We start from the raw sequence: 18,783 nt of genomic DNA on the forward strand, positions 1-18,783 counted from the left end.
TCTCCTGAAGCTTACCGGAACTCGGCCGGAACCCAGCTCTGATAGAGCGGGTGGTCGGGGCCCAGGGGCAGAACGACCTCCTGGTGGGTGGAAGAGGAATGGTAGAAGGCCGTCACCAGTTCGAGCGAACGACGCGAGTCGGCCGAGGTCACCGGCAGCGGAATCTTGCCATCGATGGCGTCGTAGAAGCGCGCCATCTGCGTCTGGAACCGGCTCGGCACATGCTGCCAATTGGCGAGCGCTGCTTCGATTTTCGCTTTCACCTCGTCATTGCGCGGCAGGATTTTCCAGAGCGCATGGCCCGGATTGTAGGGCGCATGGTCGCTTTCGATGGTGACGTTTTCGAACTGCAGGCGGACGCGGGTGATTTCATCCACCGAGCCCAAGGTCGCGGTAAAGCTCGCCAAAGCGCCGCTCTTCATTTCGAGCGAAGCGGAGATCGTATCCTCCACTTCGATCGGATTGACCCGCGTCGCCACGCGGCCAAAGACGCGCGAAATGTCGCCCATGAGGTAGGTAAAAATATCATGCGGGTGGATGGCATGGCCCATCAGCACGCCGCCGAGTTCGGTCTTCCACTTGCCGCGCCAGGGCACGGCATAATAGGGGGCCTCACGGCGCCACATGGTTTCGACCGTGCCGGCAAAGGGTTTTCCGGCAATGCCGGAATCGATGATTTTCTTGGCCTGCTCGATGCCATCGCCGAAGCGATACTGGAACACCGGCATCAGCTTGCCCTTGGCGGCCTTTTCGGCCTCCACGATCTCATCGATCTGAGCGAGCGAGCCGACGAGCGGCTTTTCGCAGACGACGTGCTTGCCGGCCGCGAGGGCCTTGGTGACCATGGAGAAATGCACGCCCGGCGGGGTGCAGACGTCGATCACGTCGATATCGTCCATGGTGAGCAGGTCGTCGAAGTTGGTGATACGGCGCTCCACGCCGAATTCATCGCCGATCTTGCTCAGGCGTTCCGGGTCGAGGTCGCAAAGCGCCAGGACCTTGAATTTATCCGCATTGGGCAGATAGCCTTCCACAATATGCGAGCGGCCAATGCCGCAACCGACGACGGCGACGTTAAGAATCCGGCTCATTTCACCCACTCCGTACCCTGTTCGGCCTTGGCCTGGGCAGTCAGCGCCAGTTTCATGGCATTGTAGCAACGCTCCTGCGGCATGGCCGTCTCGGTCCGATTTCTGACGTCATCGAGGAAGAGGCGGCCAAAGGGCAGGTCGACCCCAGAGCAATCGATATGCTGCACGCCCTTCTTGTCGACGAGGAACAGATGGTCCGTACCCGGCTTGCCGGCGACGTCGATATATTTCCGGAGCTCGATATAGCCTTCGGTTCCCAAAATCGTCAGGCGACCGTCGCCCCAGGTGGGGAGGCCCTCGGGGGTGAACCAGTCGACGCGGATATAGCCGGTGGTGCGTTCGGTGCGGACATGGGCATCGCCCACATCCTGCAGACCCGGACGATGCGGATGGTTGCGATTGTAGACGCTCGAGGAGATCACTTCCCCATCATTGGCGTTGGAGAAGAACAAAAACTGTTCGAACTGGTGACTGGCGATATCGCACAGGATGCCACCATAGCGATTGCGCGTGAAAAACCAGTCGGGGCGGTTGTTGAGGCGCAAAGAATGCGGCCCAAGGCCCACCGTGTTGATCACCTCGCCGATAGCGCCCTTAGCAATGAGATTGCCGGCCTCGACAGTGGCAGGCACTTCAAAATGCTCGGAATAGAGCACGGAGAAGATGCGGCCGGTTTCCTTCTGCACGCGCTTGATCTCGTCAAGCTGGGCAAGGGTGGTCATGCCCGGCTTGTCGGTGAGCACATCCTTGCCGTGGCGCATGGCGGCAAGGCAGATATCGGCGCGGTCGCCGGGAATGGCGGCGGTGACGACGATTCCGATGGAAGTATCTTCGAGAATGGCACGCGGGTCTGAAACCCGCTTGGCTTCCGGATATTTGGCACCGAACGTGGCGGCTAGGTCGTCTTCCAGGGCGTGGAAGGCGACGAATTCTGCGCCGGCACGTTTCAGGCAGTCGACCTGCCCATAGATGTGCGCGTGGTTGATGCCGATGGCGGCGAATTTCAGGTCAGACATAGGTTTAACGCTTCATACCGGTGGTCGCGATGCCCTCGATGAGCAAGCGCTGGAAGATGAGGAAGAAGAGGAAAATCGGCACGATCGAAAGGACGCTCATGGCGAAGAGCCCGCCATAGTCCGACATGCCGGTTGAGTCCGTAAAAGTGCGGAGGCCGAGCATCACCGTGTAGTCGCTCATCCGGTTGAGGTAGATCAGGGGGCCGAAGAAATCGTCCCAGGTCCAGATGAAGGTGAAGATGGCAGCCGTCGCCAGAACCGGGGTCGAGAGCGGCAGCATGATCTTCCAGTAGATACGCCAGGGTCCGGCGCCGTCCATCATCGCGGCTTCGTCGAGTTCACGCGGAATGCCGCGGAAGAACTGCACCATGAGGAAGATGAAGAAGGCATCGGCCGCAAGGAATTTCGGCACGATCAGCGGCAGGAAGGTGTCGACCCAGCCGAGCTGACGGAACAGCACATATTGCGGGATCAGCGTCACCTGATAGGGCAGCATCAGCGTCATCAGCATCAGCGCGAACCAGATGCGGCGGCCGCGGAATTCGAGACGGGCAAAGGCAAAGGCTGCCAGCGAACAGGCAAAGACATTGCCGATCACCGAAAAGGTCGAGACGATGAAGCTATTGGTGAAGAAGACCGAGAAGGACGTCCTCAGCCCGTTCCAGCCGCGGAAATAGGCATCGATGCTCCAGGAAGTGGGAATGATGCTGGCCGAGGTAAAGATCTCGTTTTCCGGCCGGAAGGATGCGGCGAGCATCCAGAGCAGCGGATAAAGCATCAGGATCGAGGCGCCTATAAGCAGGCCATGGCTCACCACCGACATCAGGCGCTTGCGCCAGATCGGAGTTTCTGCGCCGACCACGGTCAGTTTCATGGGGGCATCAGTCATCGTAGTGCACCCAGTATTTTGAGGTGAGGAACGAGAAGGCGGTGAAGATGGCAACGAGCGCCAGCAGCACCCAGGCCAAAGCCGAAGCGTAGCCCATGCGGAAGAAGCCGAACGCCTCCTGGTAGAGATAGAGCGTGTAGAACAGGGTCGAATTGATCGGATTGCCCGTGCCGCCCGAGATGATGAAGGCGGGTGTAAAGCTCTTGAAGGCTTCGATCGTCTGAATAATCGCGTTGAAGAAGACGACTGGTGTAAGCAGCGGCAGGGTGATCTTCCAGAACTGGCGCCACTTGCTGGCGCCGTCGAGCGAGGCCGCCTCATACATGTCCTGCGGGATCTGCCTCAAGCCAGCGAGGAAGATGATCATGGGCGAGCCGAACTGCCAGATCGAGAGCACGATCAGGGTCCAGAGCGAGTAATTCGGGTTCGAAATCCAGCTCGGCCCGATAATGCCGAAGAGGGAGAGGAACTTGTTGACCAAGCCATCGGCGGCAAAAATCTGGCGCCAGAGAATGGCAATGGCGACCGAAGCACCCAGAAGGCTCGGCAGATAGAAGAGCGAACGATAGAGGGTAAGACCCTTCATGCCGCGATTGAGCAGCAGCGCCACGCCGAGCGCAAAAGCGAGTTTTAGCGGCACCGAAAAGACCACGAAGAACATCGTCACGCGCATGGAGGCGGCGAATTTCGGGTCATTGGTGAACATGCGGACATAGTTGTCGACGCCAGCCCAGCGCGGCGCGGTCAACAGGTCGAAATGGGTAAAGCTCAGATAGAGCGAAGAAATCATCGGCCCCAGGGTCAGGCCGAAAAAGCCGATGAACCAGGGCAAGAGGAACAGGTAGCCGGGGGCATCCTGTTGCCAGATGCGTCGCCAGACCGAAGGCTTTTCAGCCTCTGCCGGCGCCGACGTCGCGACGTGTTGCAGTGTCATGCTTAGCTCGTCCTCCCCAGGCCGATCACCTGGTCATAAGGGCAGGGCCGGTCATGGCCGACATCGCTCCGCAGGGGCATTCCCCTGGAGCACCGCCGCCATTGAAACCGAAGATCGACCACGCGCCCCAAGGGGCGCGTGGCTTTGCTTGAAATCAGCTCGCGCGTTCGAGGATGGCCGTGGCTTCGGCGACGAAGTACGGACCAGCATCTTCCGGCGTGCGAGCGCCGAAGGCCACTTCCTGGCCGATGACGCGCAGCAGCGAGAGATCGATTTCACCGGCAGCGGCCGGCGGCGGCGGCGGCAACGGCCCAAGCAGGTCACCCAGGTTCGCCACGAAGTTGAGGGCGATCTGGTTGGCTTCATCGAGGGTCGGAGCGACGATGTCGCGGGTCTCGGGCAGGCAGGGAATGCCGCGCTCGACGCCGAGAATCTTTGCCGATTCCGGATCGGAGATGAAGAAGCTGAGGAATTCCGCAGCCTTTTCCTTGGCGGCCGAGGAGCCGGCAACCGAGAAGAACATCGAGGGCTTGCGGTAGTGACCGCCGCCGACACCGGCGGCGAGGCGCGGATAGCCGACCATGTCGAGCTTGTCGGGCACGAGAGCCTGGAAGCCGACAAGCTGGTTCGAGTTCGACGGCATCAGGGCCGACTTGCCCGAAACGAGCATGGTGGTTTCGAGCGGGCCGGTATCGAGAGCCTGCGCATCCGGCGCCACGATCACGCCGGCATCGCGGAAGGTCTTCCAGAGGTTGAACCACTCGGTCATTTCGTCGGCGCCAAAGCCGAGCTTGCCGTCGGCGGTATAGAGGGCGAGGCCCTTCTGGCGCAGCCAGTTGTCCAGCATCGGCTCGGTATAGGAGCCGTCCGACATCATCTTCATGCCATTGCGGATATTGGCCTTGGAGAAGGCTTCACCCTTGGTCATGATGTCATCGAGCGTCCAGTCATTGGTCGGCGGCTCGACGCCGGCTTCCTCGAAGGCCACGGTATTGACCAGGGTCGCCACCGAGTTCGCGCCGAGCGAAATGCCATAAAGCTTGCCGTCGACCTTGCCGCCTTCGAGCTGGTCTTCATCGAAACCGTCGAGCTTCAGCGCGCCGCCAACAAATTCGTCGAGCGGGGCAATGGCGTTACGCTTGGCGTATTCGACGATATAGCGATAGTCCATCTGGATGATGTCGGGGGCATTGCCGCCGGCAGTCTGGGTGGCGAGCTTGGGCCAGTAATCGTTCCAGGCGAGGAATTCGCCTTCGATCTTGTTGCCGGTAGCCGCTTCGAAGAGATCGGTGACGCCATAGGTGCGGTCGGCGCGACTCTGGCCGCCCCAGAAGATCAGCCGCATATTGGCGGCCTGGGCCCAGGCGGGGCTGATGCCGGCGACACCGGCAGCCATGAGAGCCGAAGTTCCCATCAGGAACTGACGGCGATCCATACGAAATGTCATGTGTTTCCTCCCATGAACAGTTGTTGCTCCAGCCTTGCGGAGCGAATTGAACCAGCGACCTCCCCGTCGCTAAATCACCAACCGGTTACTGTATTGAGCATATGAAGCGCATCGCCAACACTGCTGTGCCTGCCGCTTTGCGCAAAACCTCTCCTCACAAATAACCAGCCAGTTACCCCTACCATAGGACCGCGCCGCGGGGCAACAATCCTTGTATGGAAGATTTTCTTTGACTGAGACGCCTCGTGGCGGCCGCTGCCGCGCGAATCGTCCTGGCGCTGTCCTCCCGGTTTGCCCAGTGGTGGCGCGCATCGCGCTTTCTCGCCGGGGCCTTTTGTCTCTGCTGCACAGTGGCGCAAAATCTCCTCTTGGAAAACTACAAAATTGCCCGGCATATTATAGAAGAAATCTATGGCCAGCGTCGGAGGATATCGTTTTGGACAAGTTGCTCACCCAGTTCCTGGCGGTGGCCGATGCCGGTTCGCTCAGTGGCGCCGCAACGACCCTCCTTATCACCCAGCCCACCCTCACCTTCAACATGCGCAAGCTCGAAGAGACTTTTGGGGCGCCGCTTTTCGAGCGCTCTTCGCGCGGAGTGCGGCTGACGCGTTATGGCGAAACGCTCTACGAAAATGCGCGGCTGATGAACCGGCTCTACGATAACACCTTGAGCGCCATTGCCGACCAGCAGCGCGGCACCGAAAGAGGCCTTACCGTGGGCTCGGGCTATTCGTGGTGGACCATGTTTCTCAAGGATCTGGTCATCGCCTATCAGCTGGAATTTCCCAAGGCACCCGTGCAGGTTAGCCTCGGTAACCAGCTCCGCCTTCTCGACCAGATGCTGTCGGGCGATATCTCGCTTTTCCTCGCCCATGAGATCGACGGGCTCAATCCCAGCATCGGTACCGATTTCATCCCCCTGAGCCGGATCTACAACGCCCACTTTGTACATAAGCAGCACCCGCTGCTGGGGGCGCCGCGCAGCCGGGCGCAGATCAACGATTATCCGCAGATCATCAGCTCGCTGGCCGAAAGCCGGCACGAGCGCTTCTTCGATATTTCACGCCGCCGCACCCGGGCCGAAACCATTTTCGACCGCACCCACTATGCCTTCCGCTCCAATTCCCTCGCCGCCTGTATCGACTACGCCCTTTCCACCCAGGCAGTCCTCACACACACACATGTGATGCGCGACGCCTTCACCAAAAGCGGGCTTTTCGAGGTGGAACAGGCCGAACCGCTGCGCATGAATGTCGCCGGCATCTATGTGCTGAAGGAAAGACGCGGCGAGGAGCGGGTCGAAGACCTGATCGCGCGCATTTCCAAAGCGGCCAAGGCCACGCTGCCGCCGCTCTAGCGGACCCATCTTTTCGGACCGCAGCTCGTTTCAAGGAATGCCATGACCCTGCCCTATCTTGTCTGCGCCATCATCACGGCAATCAGCGCCGCCGTCAGCTTCGGCTATTCGATCGCTGCACTTCGAACCGCCGGGGGCGAGGCCAAAACTCTTGCGCTCTATGCCGGCGGCAGAAGCGCAGCATTGCTGCTTGGTGCAATAGCGGCCCTTGTTTTGCAGCAGGCCGGCTGGCTCTTCGCCATTGCCACCATGATGATCATCGTGCAGGCCTTCGATGCCTATATCGGCACCACCATAAAGGATCGTCTCAAGACCTTCGGTCCAGCTCTCACGGCCTTGTTCAATCTTGCGGCCCTTATCTGGGCAATCCTGGGCTGAACGGCGGGATGGAATGGCGGCGTTTTCTCAAACACCCTCGCCAGCCGCGCCGCTAACATGTTAGCTTCGACCCATGCAGCAAGCCCCTCTCTTTTCGATTCAGCCCACAGCCCCCACACCTCTGCGCCTCGCCGCCGGCGAGCGCGTTGCGGCGCGCCTAAAACCCCTGGTGCGCGGCGCGATCCATACCGATCCCCTGATGACCTATGCCTGGAGCGGCGACGCCAGTTCCTATCGGCTGATCCCGGCCGTGGTGGTCTTCGTCAATTCCGAAGACGATGTGCGCGAGGTTTTTAAGGCCGCCCGCGCCGAGGGCCTGCCCGTCACGTTTCGCGCCGCCGGCACCTCCCTCTCAGGCCAGGCCGTCACGGATGGCGTGCTCGCCGTTCTGGGCGATGGCTGGCGCAAGCTGGCCATCCATCCGGGCGCCGAAAAGATCACCCTGGGGCCGGCCATCATCGTTGCCGAGGCCAATCGCGCGCTGAAGAAATTTGACAAAAAGATCGGGCCGGACCCGGCGAGCCAGGCGACCTGCAAGATCGGTGGCGTCGTCAACAACAACTCGTCCGGCATGTGCTGCGGTGTCGCGCAAAACACCTATCACACCATGGACCGCCTGCGGATCGTCCTCACCGACGGCACCATGCTCGATAGCGGCGATGCCGCCAGCCGCGACGCTTTTCGCGCTTCGCATGGCAAGATGCTGGCTGGGCTCCATCAGCTCCACCATGACGTCATGGCGGACGAAGAACTCGTCGCCCTGATCCGCCACAAATACCGGATCAAGAACACCGTCGGCTATTCGCTCAATGCGTTGGTCGACTATCACGACCCGCTCGATATTCTCATCCACCTGATGGTGGGTTCGGAAGGTACGCTCGGCTTCGTCTCGGAAGTCACCTACAACACCGTGCCCGAGCACCCGTTCAAGGCCACGGGGTTGATCCCCTTCCCCAATCCGCAATCGGCCGGCCGCGCCATCATCGAAATGGCCAATGGTGGCGTGCAGGTGACCACAGGCGTCACCGCCGCCGAATATATCGAGCGCCGCGCCCTCGCCACGGTCGAACATCTTGCCCCCATGGCCCCGCTCTTGCCCTGGCTCACGGAAGACTCGCCGGCTGTGCTGATCGACGTCACGGCCCCCGATGCCGCAACGCTCGAAATGGAAGTCGCCAAAGCCAACGCCCTCCTCGCCCGCCATGGCGCAACTCATATCGACCTCTCCACGGACGAGCATCGCAGCCACGCCCTCTGGGACATTCGAAAAGGCTTTTTCACCTCGGCCGGCGCTGCGCGCCCCAAGGGCACGATCATGCTCACCGAGGACGTTGCCGCCCCGATCGAAAAGCTCGCCGAATTCGTCGTCGACCTCCGCACCATGCTCGACGAGCACGGCTATACCGACGCCGTCATTTTCGGCCACGCGCTTGCCGGCAATCTCCATTTCCAGATGGGCGACGATTTTTCTGTCCCCGGCGCCGCGGAAAAATTCGACGTCTTCAACCAGGAACTGAGCAAGCTCGTCTCGCTGCGCTATGGCGGTTCCCTGAAAGCCGAGCACGGCACCGGCCGCGCCATCGCACCCTTCGTCGAGGCCGAATGGGGCTCAAAAGCCTATGCGATCATGCATCGCATCAAGGCACTCTTTGATCCCGAGCGCCTGCTCAATCCCGGCGTGCTGCTCAATGATGACGCCAAAATCCACGTCAAAAACCTGAAGGTCATGCCGCTGGCCGACGAAATCGTCGATCTCTGCATCGAATGCGGTTTCTGCGAGCCGGCCTGCCCCAGCCACCATATGACGCTGACCCCGCGCCAGCGCATCGCCGTCACCCGCGAACGCGCCCGCCTACGTGCCAGTGGCGAAGACCCCGCCCGCCTCGCCCGCTTCGAGGCCGATTTCCAATATGCCGGCATGGATACCTGTGCCGCCTGCAATCTCTGCTCGCTGCGCTGCCCCGTCGGCATCGAGACCGGTACTCTTATTCTGGGCGAACGCGCCCGCCGTCGTGGCGGCACGGCCCATACCGTCGCCCGCATTGCCGCCGACCACCGCGGCACGGTGGAACGCGCCATGCGCGGCGGCGTCGCCTTTGCCGATGCGGCCCGCACGATCATCCCCGCCCCTGCCGTGGAGGCCATCACCGAAACAGCCCGGCGCCTCACCAATAAGCGCGTGCCCCGCGTCTCCCGTGCCCTGCACCACGGCCCCGGCGCACCCCGTGCCCACGACGCGAGGCAGGACCCGCGCAAGACCGGCTTCCCGGTCCCCACCGCGCAGGCCGGCCGTCCGCAGATCGTCTACTTCCCCGCCTGCCCCAGCCGCATGTTCGGCGCGCCGAAAACCGAGCATGACCTGCTCGACACGCCCGCGGCGATGATGGCCCTCCTCGAGCGCGCCGGTTACGACGTCATCGTGCCCGACCATCTTACGGGTCAATGCTGCGGCCAACCTTTCCAGTCGAAGGGTTTTCCGGAACAGGCCGCCGAAGTCGGCAAGGCCCTCAAGGCCGAGCTGTCGGTGCTGTCCGATGCCGGTCGCCTCAATGTCGTCACCGACGCCTCCACCTGCGCCAAGCACCTCAAGGAATTCCCCGGCGATGCGCCGGTCGCCGACTCGGCCCAGTTCCTCGTCACCCACGTGCTGCCAAAACTGGCGATCACACAAAAACTGCCCGTTGTCGCCGTGCACCACAATTGCTCGGCCCAGCGCCTTGCCGAACAGCCGGCGACGGAAGCCGTTGCCGCCGCCTGCGCCGACAAACTGGCCGTGCTCTCCTCGATCACCTGCTGCGGCTATGCCGGGGACAAGGGCCTGTTCCTGCCCGAACTCAACGCCCACGCGACCCGCCGCGTCCACAATGACATTCCGGACAATTGCACGCTGGGCGTTTCCACGGTCTCGACCTGCGCCTCGGGTCTCAGCGAAAGGGCCGACATCCCCTTCGTGAGCCTTGCAAGCCTCCTCGAATGGGCCAGCCGACCCTGATCTCGAACAGGGCCCCGGCACCCAGCCGGGGCCACACTGGACGCCCCAGAGCTTCCGCGGCTTTTCAAGCCGAGGCGTCCCGCGCTACAAGACGCGTCGCGAAGTGGGGACGAGATGGCTACCTATACCGATATTGCGCGGCGCGTTTACAACCATACCTGGAAGCTCGATCCGATCATCCGCAGTCTGCTCGACACGGATTTTTACAAGCTCCTGATGCTGCAAATGATCTGGGGCCTCTATCCCAAGGTCGACGCCACCTTCTCGCTGATCAACCGCACCAAATCCGTTCGCCTCGCCGACGAAATCGACATCGATGAGCTCCGCGCCCAGCTCGACCATTGCCGCACGCTGCGCGTTTCCAAGAAGGAAATGATCTGGCTGGCCGGTAACACTTTTTATGGGTCCAAGCAGATTTTTCAGCCCGGCTTCCTCCGCTGGCTCGAAAATTTCCAACTGCCGGAATATCGCCTGGAAAAGCGCGACGGCCAGTTCGTGCTCGAATTCCCCGGCCTCTGGGTCGAAACGTCCATGTGGGAAATCCCGGCCCTCGCCATCATCAACGAACTGCGCTCGCGCGCCGCGATGAAGAGCTACGGCCCCTTCACCCTCGACGTTCTCTATGCCCGCGCCAAGGCAAAGATGTGGGAAAAGGTCGAGCGGCTGCAAAAGCTGCCGGACCTCAAAATCTCAGATTTCGGCACCCGCCGCCGCCACTCTTTTCTTTGGCAGCGTTGGTGCGTGGAAGCGCTCAAGGAAGGGATCGGCGACAATTTCACCGGCACCTCCAACGTAAAACTCGCCATGGATACCGATCTCGAAGCGCTGGGCACCAATGCCCATGAGCTGCCCATGGTGCTGGCGGCCCTGGCGCGGTCCGACGACGAGTTGCGCGAGGCGCCTTATCGCGTGCTGCAGGATTGGAAGAGCTATTATGGCGGCAACCTGCTCATCGTCCTCCCCGATGCCTTCGGCACCGACGCCTTCCTCCGCGATGCGCCCGACTGGGTTGCCGATTGGACCGGCTTCCGCCCGGATAGCGCTCCGGCCATCGAAGGTGGCGAGCGAATCATCAAATTCTGGGAGAGCCGCGGCCGCGACCCCAAGGAGAAGCTGCTGATCTTTTCCGACGGGCTCGACGTCGACATGATCGAGGAAGCCTATCTCCATTTCGATGGACGCGTCCGCATGAGCTTTGGCTGGGGCACCAACCTCACCAACGACTTTGAAGGCTGCTCGCCCGAAGACAATCGCGGCCTCGAACCGATTTCCATCGTCGCCAAGGTCAGCGAGGCCAATGGCCGACCGGCGGTAAAACTCTCGGACAATCCGGCCAAGGCAACGGGCGAACAGAGCGAAATCGAGCGCTATATCCGCGTTTTCGGCGATGCCGGCCGCGTCGAGCACGCCGTCCGCGTCTGACGCTTTTCACCTCAAAGCAAACAAAGCGCGCCCTGTGGAGAAACCATGGGCGCGCCGGCGCATTAATGCCTCATGAACCAACTAGGTTCAGTTTCGGCACGGGGGCTCCAATGGAGCCGAATATGAGTCTTGAACTAATCGACATTGCGCTGGCCGAACGCCACGACCACCCGCGCCTCGTCAATCGGGTGACGGGCAAGGTCAAGGCCGTGCTCACCGAAACCATCGACGGCCGGGAGCAGCGGCACGAAATTTTTATCCCGGCCTGGATCGAGCGCGAGGATGGCATGGATGAAAGCGATATTGACCTGGCCTTGATGGTCAAGGCCGCAAAGATCGTCGGCCGCCTCAAGTCGAGGCTCGCGAGCTAGTCCTTGTTTTTTGCCGTCTTGGCGATGGACTGCAGGAACATGCGGTCGGAGGGCGAAAGCCCCATGGGAATATAGGCCGGGGCCGGCGCGACAGTGCCCGATGCCCGATGCCGATAGGCCGGCGCGGTGGCAAAATGGCGAGCCTGGGCGGCCATGGCGGCAAACTTCTGCCGCTTCTCGCTCCGCACAAAAGCAACGAGCGTCGTGGCCGCGATGAGCACGATAGCGATAATTTGCCAATCCATGTCGGCCTCCTTCAACCGGGCCAACATAGCTAATAAAACGTTAATTCCGAAGCGAAGCCGCGCGTTAAGCCTAACGCCTAAACTTGCACCGAAACCGGCAGCGGCAGGTCGCGATTGAGCGCCACCAGCATGGCACGCACTTCCTTTTCGGCGGCCTTGGTCACCGTCTTGCGGTCGGCGCCATGGGCCAGAACCTGCGGCGTACCGAAGGCTACCGTGACGTCCTTGCGCGGTCCCCCGAGAATTTCGGCAATGTTCTGCTTGACCGACTTGGACTTGATCCAGGCCACCAGCGAACGCTCATTGCGACTGATCGGCAGGCCCTCAAGCCTGGTATAGGCGACGGTCAGGGGCTGGATGTTCACTTCCATCGCGCCGGCCGCCTCCATGGCGTGCTGGGCCGCGCCGACCAGCGCCGAGCGGAAGGGCAGGACGTGAGTGCCGATATCGGACTGGCCCTCGGCAAAGAGCACCACCGCATTGCCATCCGCCATATGCCTGCCCATGGCCTCGGCCGTGCGGCCGGTGCCCGAGCGGCGGGTGCGGTCGACATAGATGGTCTTTTGCAGGTTCGCCATCATGCTCACGAAGGGCCATTTGGCGATTTCCTGCTTGGCCACAAAGGTCACCGGCGCCACCGAGCCGATGGCGACGATATCGGTCCAGGAAATATGGTTGGACACCAACAGCGTTGGCCGGCCCTTGGCCGGTGCCCCGATCACGGTGACCCTGAGGCCAAGGAACCAGCAGCCGACCTTGTGGAAGACCTGTGGCAGGACCGGCCAGAACGGCAGCTTCAGGGCAATGACCAGCGCCTGCAGCGGGATGATCACGATCAGCACAGGCAGGAAGATGAAGATGAAGAACAGGCTGCGGCGGATCATTATTCGGACTTGTCCTTTTGCCCCGCCTTGTCCGTCAGCGGCACGGCATAGAGTTCGAGACGGTGGTCGACGAGCCGATATCCCAGCCGCTTGGCGATGACTTCCTGGATGGCCTCGATTTCCTCGTTGCGGAATTCGATGACTTTTCCCGAGCGGATATCGATCAGGTGGTCGTGATGCTCGTCCGGAATCAGTTCGAAACGGGCGCGACCGTCCTTGAAATCGTGCTTGGTGACGAGCCCTGCTTCCTCGAAGAGGTTGACGGTGCGGTAGACAGTCGAGAGCGAAATTTTCGGGTCGATGGCCGAGGCGCGGCGGTAAAGCTCTTCCACGTCGGGATGGTCGGAACTTTCCTCGATGACCCGCGCAATAACGCGCCGCTGGTCGGTCATGCGCATGCCGCGCGCCACGCAGGCTTCTTCCAGGGTCGGATCGGACGGCGTCTTGCTCAAGCCATGTCTCCTTGCCTAGCCTTGTTCGGCATGGGGTTACCCAAGATCGCGCGTCATGACAAGCGCGGTAGCCGCGCTGCCATCGGCCTTGGCATAGTAGCCTTTTCGCGACGAAACCGTCGAGAAGCCAAGCTTTTTGTAGAGTTTGATGGCCGGCTGGTTCTGCTCGTCGACTTCGAGGAACATTTTTCGCGCCGGCGACATCATGAGGTCGGCAAAGACCGCATCGAGCAGCGCCCGCCCCACCCCCTTGCCGCGCCATTTCGGGTCGACGGCAATCGTAAGAAGTTCGCTCTCATCGGCCACGAGCCGGATCAGCGCAAAGCCGGCAATGCGGCGCTTGGCGTCGCAGGCCACATAGGTCGGCGTCGCCTTGTCCTCGAGAAACCCCAGAAAATCGGCGACCGGCCAGCCGCGGAAAAAGCCCTGCGCATGCAATTGCGCGAGGCGCTGCGCGTCCTTCAATTCAGCCGGTTCGATATGCAGCCCATGCGGGGCCATCCAGAGCTTGTCCATCACACCCGCCTCGGAATTTTGGCCGCATCCTGCGGCTTGGCATCGGCATCGCGGATATAGGCAGCGTGCGGCGGATAGGCCAGCGGATCGGCGAAACCGGCGAAGCGCACCATGGCCGAGAGATCAACAAAGGGGGATTCGACCAGCGTCACGCTTGGCACCACGCGGCTACGTGCCTCTTCGATCGGCAGCAGCATGGGCTCGGTCTCGGCCACACCCGGCGCCGAAAAGGCCTGGAAATAAGCCTCGCCCCGGCGCGCATCAAGCAGCACCGTCACCGGACCCGAAGCGACACCAAGCGACAGGGCGAAAAGACTAGGAATACCAAGCACCGGCAGCTTTCGCGCCAGCCCCAGCCCGCGTGCCGCCGAAAGACCGATACGCAATCCCGTAAACGAGCCCGGCCCGGTCGTGACGGCAATCCGTTGCACGTCGGCATGGCCGAGACCATTGCGCGCGAGCAGCGCCGCAAGCCGATCAAAGAGAATTTCGGCATGACCCGTCGCAATATCGTCGACACTGACATCCGTCACGCCATCGGCCCGCAGGACGGCCAGTTGCAGGCGCGGCGCGGCCGTGTCGATGGCTAGAGTGATGGGCGGCTTCGTCATTCTCGCTCCTGTCGGCAGCGACGTTCAGGCATTCTGGCTCGTAACGCCAGCGCGAGCCCAAGTCCACTGCCTTGACGCCTCCCGCCCTCGGGGCGACCTTCCCCGGCATGTGCCGTGATTCGCGTCTGCCCCCACCATGATCAAGCCCGTGACCTGGCTGGCCGAAACCACCATGCTCAGCCATGGCTGGCAGCGCTTTTGCATCCTGCTTGTCGCCGGGGCCGTCGCCGGTCTCTCGGTGCCGCCCTTTTTCGTGCTGCCCGCGCTCTTTGTCGCCATGCCCTTCTGGGTCTGGGCGCTCGACGGGGCCGAGCGCAAGCGCAACTGGTTCCGGCGGATTTTCGGGCCCGCCTTCACCATCGGCTTCGCCTTCGGCTGGGGCTATTTCCTCGTCGCCTTCCATTGGCTGGGCGCCGCCTTCTTCGTCGATGGCGGCTGGATGCTGGCGCTCATGCCCTTTGCCATCGCGGCTCTCGCAGCCTTGATCGCCCTCTTCTGGGGCCTTGCCAGCGCTCTCGCCCATCTCTTCTGGAGCCACGGCGCCGCCCGCATCGTGACACTCTCGTCCTTCCTCGCCGTCGCCGAATTTGCCAGGGGCCATGTGCTCACCGGTTTCCCCTTCGATCTCCTCGGCTATGCGCTGACCGGCACGGACGAGCTCATGCAACTCGCCTCGGTGATCGGGGTCTATGGCCTGACCTTCCTCGCCCCGCTCCTCGCCATGACGCCAGCCCTGATCTGGCCGGCCGACGACCGCCCGATGAGCCGGCGGCTCTTTCCATTCTTCCTGGCGCTGGCCGTGATTGCCGGCCAATTGGCCTATGGCTGGAACCGTCTCTCGGGCACCGTCGCCACCGAGCGCCAGGACGTCGCCATGCGCCTCGTCCAGCCCATGGTCTATGAGCATGCCGATTTCGGCAATGTCGACCCGGTCGCCCTCATCGACCGCCTGCTCATGCTCTCGGACATGCGCATGGACCCCACCGATCAGGGGCTTGCCGACATCACCCATCTTGTCTGGCCCGAATCGAGCGTCCCCTTCTTCCTCGATACCTATCCCGACGCCCTGGCGCGCATTGCCCGCATGCTGCCCGAGACCGCGACCCTGCTCGCCGGCGTCCCGCGCCAGATTTTTGGGCTCGACGGGGAAAAGCCGCAGGGTGCGCCCTATAATTCGCTCGTCGCCATCAATACCGATGGCGAAATCATCGCCAGCTACGACAAGTCCCACCTCGTTCCCTTCGGCGAATACCTGCCGTTCCAGGACATTCTTTCCCGTGTGGGCATAAAGCAGTTCGTGCCGGGTGCCGATGGCTGGTCGCATGGCGATGCGCGTCGCCGCCTGATGGAACTGCCGGGCACCCCGGCCTTCCTCGCCGTCATCTGCTACGAAGTGCTGTTCTCGGGCGATCTCGGCGATACGGCCAATGCCCAGTTCATCCTCAATGTCACCAACGACGCCTGGTTTGACGGCTCCATCGGCCCGGCCCAGCACGCCCATCACGCCCGCCTCCGTGCCGTCGAAGAGGGCATGAGCCTCCTCCGCGCCGCCAATACCGGCCTCACCTTTGCCACCGACCCGCTTGGCCGCATCACCGCGCAACTGGTCCCCGGCCAGATGGCTGCGCTTGACGTCCGCCCCCACCAGCGCCTCGCTCCCACTATCTTTGCCCAGCTCCGGCACTATCCCTTCGCGATTGCCATCATCGCCGGCATCCTGATCGGCTTCGTCGCCTCGCGGCGCGCGCGGCGAAAACTGCCGGAATAGGGCATAAAAAAGCCCCGGATCGCTCCGGGGCTTCTTCGCAAACGACAGACTGGCGTCAGTGCCAGGTCTGACGGTCATACCAAGTATCGACATCCCGACGGACCTCGTCCTTGGCCTTGCCGTAGCGCTCCTGGATCTTGCCTTCGAGCTGCTCGCGCTTGCCGTTGATCTCGGTCAGATCGTCGTCAGTGAGTTTGCCCCACTGTTCCTTGACCTTGCCCGAGACCTGCTTCCAGTTACCTTCAACGCGGTTCCAGTCCATGAAAAGCTCCTTTGGTTATGAAGGGCTAATCCCTGGGAGCCGGAACCGGTTCCGAAACGTGATCGGCTTCGCGCCTCTGTGAACGGATCGCGTTGATCTTGTCATTGGACACGTGGCCATGCACGCGAACGCCTTTGAGCAGCAGCCGCAAGGCTTCCCAGTGGATGCCTGCCGTAACCTTCAGCGTCATCAGCGGATGGCTGAAAAACAGCTTTAGAAGATTTGCGTCGGTGAACTCGCGACGCGTGCCGGAAAAGGCGGCGTAGAGCAGCGGTTCGCCTGCCTCGGTCTCGTTGATGGCGATGCGCACCCGCTCTTCCGGCGGCACGATCTTGAACTGATAGCGACAGTCGAACCCGATGAAGGGCGACACATAAAATTCCTTGTCGGCCGCCTGTTCCGCACCAACAGGCAGCACGTATGTGTGCCGCTCCCCAAAAGTGTTGTGCACTTCATAGATTGTCGCCATCGGCGAGCCGCTCTCATCGTCGCAAAACCAGACGCTTAATGGATTGAACACATAGCCAAGAATGCGCGGATAGCAGAGGAGCCGAATTTTTGCCGGCGCTGGTAGACCCGCCCCATGAAGTTGCTCAGTGGCCCAGTCGCGAAGCCCCTGACCATGTCCATGATCCTTCGACATGAAGGCAAAAAGCGCCCTCCGATCCCAGCCGAAATATTTGAGACGATCAAGCGCTGGCAGCTCATCGAGATCGATGAGCATCGAAAATACGCGATAGCGCAGCCTATGCCGCTTTGGCCGGTGGCGCTGATGCACCACCTCCCCGACATAGATTGCCGAACCCATGCTCATGCAACCATGCTGGCGAGCGGCGCCAGGGTGATGCGGCCCGACTGGTCGGGCACGATCCAGGGCCGCGGCAGTGCGCCCATATCCTCGGCGGCGGCGAGCCCTGATTGCAGGCCATCCTCGTGAAAACCCCGACCGAAATGGGCGCCGGCATACCAGGTGTTCCTGTGCCTCTGGATGCGCCAGAGATTTTCCTGCGCCGCGATCGCCTTGGCGTCGAAAAGCGGGTGCGTATATTCGAAGCGGGCGACTTCCTCGCGCGGATCGTCCGGCGGGTTGAGCGTGACGAAGAGATCGCGCCCCTCGAGATGCTGCAGCTTGTTCATCCAATAGGACACGCAGAGCGGTTTTCCTTCTGCCTCGGCCGAAGAAATATAGTTCCAGCAGCACCAGACCTTCTTGCGGCGCGGCATATAGCTGGCGTCCGCATGCAGCACCGCGAGATTTTTGGTGTATTCAAAGGCCCCGAGCAGTTTTCGTTCGTCTTCGGCCGGCTCGTCGAGCATGGCCAGCGCCTGATCCGCATGGGTCGCGATGAGAATGCGGTCGAACCGATCCTCATTGCCCTTCCGATCCCGCACGGTGACACCCGTCGCATCGCGGAAAACCTTTGCGACCGGCGAAGACAGCCGCAGCTCGCCCGAAAACTGTTTCAGCAGCGAATTTACGTAAACCCGGCTACCACCCCGCACCGTGCGCCAGAGCGGCCGCGCCGTCAGCAGCAGCAGGCCATGGCTTTCGAAAAAGCGCACGAAGGCCAGCAAGGGATAGGAACGAATGTCATTGGCCGTGGAAGACCAGATCGCCGCCGCCATCGGCAGCAGATGGTCGTCGACGAAGGAGCGCGAATAACGCTGGGCCCGCAGATATTCGTCGAGCGTCATGCCCTGCAGGTCGGGTCGTTCGATGACCGAAGGCGCTTCGCGATAAAAGCGGATGAGGTCGCGCAACATGGTCCAGAAGCGGGGCCGAAACGCGTTGCGGCGCTGCGCCAGCATGCCGGCCAGGCCCTCGCCGCAATATTCGAAAGTGCCGCGATCAAGGGACGCCGAGAACGACATCTCCGTCGAGACGCTATCGACTTCGAGGTGCCGCATCATGGCGGTGAAATTGGGATAGTTCCGATCATTGTAGACGATGAAGCCGGTATCGACCGGCCCGGTCCCCGGCACATCGACGGTATTGGCGTGGCCGCCGATGCGGCCCTCGGCCTCATAGAGAACCACGTCGTGCGATTTCGACAGCAGCCAGGCCGCCGAAAGGCCGGAAACACCGCTGCCGATGACGGCAACCCGCTTACGCATGGATTGCGGCCCCGAAAAAGCACCCGCGGAATG

The 18,783-nt window shown here is 61.8% G+C and carries 19 protein-coding genes; 6 read left to right on the forward strand and 13 right to left on the reverse strand.

What is annotated here, in order from left to right; all coding sequences use genetic code 11:
- Nucleotides 1-11 precede the first annotated feature (11 nt).
- The 5 genes from JP75_RS14860 to JP75_RS14880 form a co-directional block, all read right to left on the reverse strand.
- Complete coding sequence (locus JP75_RS14860) at nucleotides 12-1,091, reverse strand: Gfo/Idh/MocA family protein (protein ID WP_035084387.1); 1,080 nt, start codon at nucleotides 1,089-1,091, stop codon at nucleotides 12-14.
- Entirely contained in the window at nucleotides 1,088-2,107 is a 1,020-nt protein-coding gene (locus JP75_RS14865; RefSeq protein ID WP_035084390.1) for a Gfo/Idh/MocA family protein, read from the reverse strand. The genes JP75_RS14860 and JP75_RS14865 overlap by 4 nt, the downstream gene beginning before the upstream one ends.
- Nucleotides 2,108-2,111: 4 nt before the next feature.
- A complete protein-coding gene (locus JP75_RS14870) occupies nucleotides 2,112-2,981 on the reverse strand; it encodes a carbohydrate ABC transporter permease (RefSeq protein WP_051960741.1) in 870 nt (289 codons plus the stop codon).
- Between the two features lie 7 nt (nucleotides 2,982-2,988).
- Nucleotides 2,989-3,930 (reverse strand): carbohydrate ABC transporter permease, encoded by a 942-nt coding sequence (locus JP75_RS14875; protein ID WP_035084395.1) that lies wholly within the window; start codon nucleotides 3,928-3,930, stop codon nucleotides 2,989-2,991.
- 154 nt (nucleotides 3,931-4,084) lie between these two features.
- Nucleotides 4,085-5,377: an ABC transporter substrate-binding protein gene (locus tag JP75_RS14880; protein WP_035084398.1), complete on the reverse strand. Its 1,293-nt coding sequence runs from the start codon at nucleotides 5,375-5,377 to the stop codon at nucleotides 4,085-4,087.
- Between the two features lie 436 nt (nucleotides 5,378-5,813).
- On the opposite strand from JP75_RS14880, the gene JP75_RS14885 reads away from it, so the two are divergent.
- The 5 genes from JP75_RS14885 (at nucleotide 5,814) to JP75_RS14905 (ending at nucleotide 11,897) form a co-directional block, all read left to right on the forward strand.
- Entirely contained in the window at nucleotides 5,814-6,734 is a 921-nt protein-coding gene (locus JP75_RS14885) for a LysR family transcriptional regulator (protein ID WP_035084400.1), read from the forward strand.
- 42 nt (nucleotides 6,735-6,776) lie between these two features.
- Nucleotides 6,777-7,112, forward strand: coding sequence for a hypothetical protein (locus JP75_RS14890; RefSeq protein WP_201772944.1), 336 nt, complete (start codon nucleotides 6,777-6,779; stop codon nucleotides 7,110-7,112).
- A gap of 73 nt (nucleotides 7,113-7,185) precedes the next feature.
- Complete coding sequence (locus tag JP75_RS14895; protein WP_084587701.1) at nucleotides 7,186-10,104, forward strand: FAD-binding and (Fe-S)-binding domain-containing protein; 2,919 nt, start codon at nucleotides 7,186-7,188, stop codon at nucleotides 10,102-10,104.
- A gap of 114 nt (nucleotides 10,105-10,218) precedes the next feature.
- On the forward strand, nucleotides 10,219-11,526 hold the full coding sequence (gene pncB / locus JP75_RS14900; protein ID WP_035084402.1) for a nicotinate phosphoribosyltransferase: 1,308 nt from the start codon (nucleotides 10,219-10,221) through the stop codon (nucleotides 11,524-11,526).
- Nucleotides 11,527-11,648: 122 nt separating this feature from the next.
- Nucleotides 11,649-11,897 (forward strand): hypothetical protein, encoded by a 249-nt coding sequence (locus JP75_RS14905; protein ID WP_152565861.1) that lies wholly within the window; start codon nucleotides 11,649-11,651, stop codon nucleotides 11,895-11,897.
- Here JP75_RS14905 and JP75_RS14910 read toward each other — a convergent pair.
- From JP75_RS14910 to tsaB, 5 genes are all read right to left on the reverse strand, one after another.
- Complete coding sequence (locus tag JP75_RS14910; RefSeq protein ID WP_035084407.1) at nucleotides 11,894-12,142, reverse strand: hypothetical protein; 249 nt, start codon at nucleotides 12,140-12,142, stop codon at nucleotides 11,894-11,896. The genes JP75_RS14905 and JP75_RS14910 overlap by 4 nt on opposite strands.
- Nucleotides 12,143-12,219: 77 nt before the next feature.
- Nucleotides 12,220-13,026 (reverse strand): lysophospholipid acyltransferase family protein, encoded by an 807-nt coding sequence (locus tag JP75_RS14915; RefSeq protein WP_051960742.1) that lies wholly within the window; start codon nucleotides 13,024-13,026, stop codon nucleotides 12,220-12,222.
- Nucleotides 13,026-13,424: a Fur family transcriptional regulator gene (locus JP75_RS14920; RefSeq protein ID WP_051960755.1), complete on the reverse strand. Its 399-nt coding sequence runs from the start codon at nucleotides 13,422-13,424 to the stop codon at nucleotides 13,026-13,028. Before JP75_RS14920 ends, JP75_RS14915 begins: the two co-directional genes overlap by 1 nt.
- Nucleotides 13,425-13,514: 90 nt before the next feature.
- Nucleotides 13,515-13,994, reverse strand: a complete 480-nt coding sequence (gene rimI, locus JP75_RS14925) for a ribosomal protein S18-alanine N-acetyltransferase (protein ID WP_035084410.1) — start codon at nucleotides 13,992-13,994, stop codon at nucleotides 13,515-13,517.
- Nucleotides 13,994-14,605 (reverse strand): tRNA (adenosine(37)-N6)-threonylcarbamoyltransferase complex dimerization subunit type 1 TsaB, encoded by a 612-nt coding sequence (gene tsaB / locus JP75_RS14930; protein ID WP_035084411.1) that lies wholly within the window; start codon nucleotides 14,603-14,605, stop codon nucleotides 13,994-13,996. The genes rimI and tsaB overlap by 1 nt, the downstream gene beginning before the upstream one ends.
- Before the next feature lie 136 nt (nucleotides 14,606-14,741).
- Here tsaB and lnt point away from each other — a divergent pair, with 136 nt between their 5' ends.
- Nucleotides 14,742-16,373, forward strand: coding sequence for an apolipoprotein N-acyltransferase (lnt, locus tag JP75_RS14935; RefSeq protein WP_035084414.1), 1,632 nt, complete (start codon nucleotides 14,742-14,744; stop codon nucleotides 16,371-16,373).
- Between the two features lie 55 nt (nucleotides 16,374-16,428).
- Here the strand turns inward: lnt and JP75_RS14940 are convergent, their stop codons facing one another.
- The 3 genes from JP75_RS14940 to JP75_RS14950 are packed head-to-tail and all read right to left on the reverse strand — an operon-like array spanning nucleotide 16,429 to nucleotide 18,750.
- Nucleotides 16,429-16,635, reverse strand: coding sequence for a CsbD family protein (locus JP75_RS14940; RefSeq protein WP_035084416.1), 207 nt, complete (start codon nucleotides 16,633-16,635; stop codon nucleotides 16,429-16,431).
- A gap of 25 nt (nucleotides 16,636-16,660) precedes the next feature.
- The gene (locus JP75_RS14945; RefSeq protein WP_051960743.1) at nucleotides 16,661-17,449 is read right to left on the reverse strand and encodes a DUF1365 domain-containing protein; all 789 of its coding nucleotides are present in this window, start codon (nucleotides 17,447-17,449) and stop codon (nucleotides 16,661-16,663) included.
- Entirely contained in the window at nucleotides 17,446-18,750 is a 1,305-nt protein-coding gene (locus tag JP75_RS14950; RefSeq protein ID WP_035084418.1) for an NAD(P)/FAD-dependent oxidoreductase, read from the reverse strand. The genes JP75_RS14945 and JP75_RS14950 overlap by 4 nt, the downstream gene beginning before the upstream one ends.
- Nucleotides 18,751-18,783 lie beyond the last annotated feature (33 nt).

Origin of the sequence: Devosia riboflavina (genome assembly GCF_000743575.1) — a bacterium.
GTDB classification, from domain to species: domain Bacteria; phylum Pseudomonadota; class Alphaproteobacteria; order Rhizobiales; family Devosiaceae; genus Devosia; species Devosia riboflavina.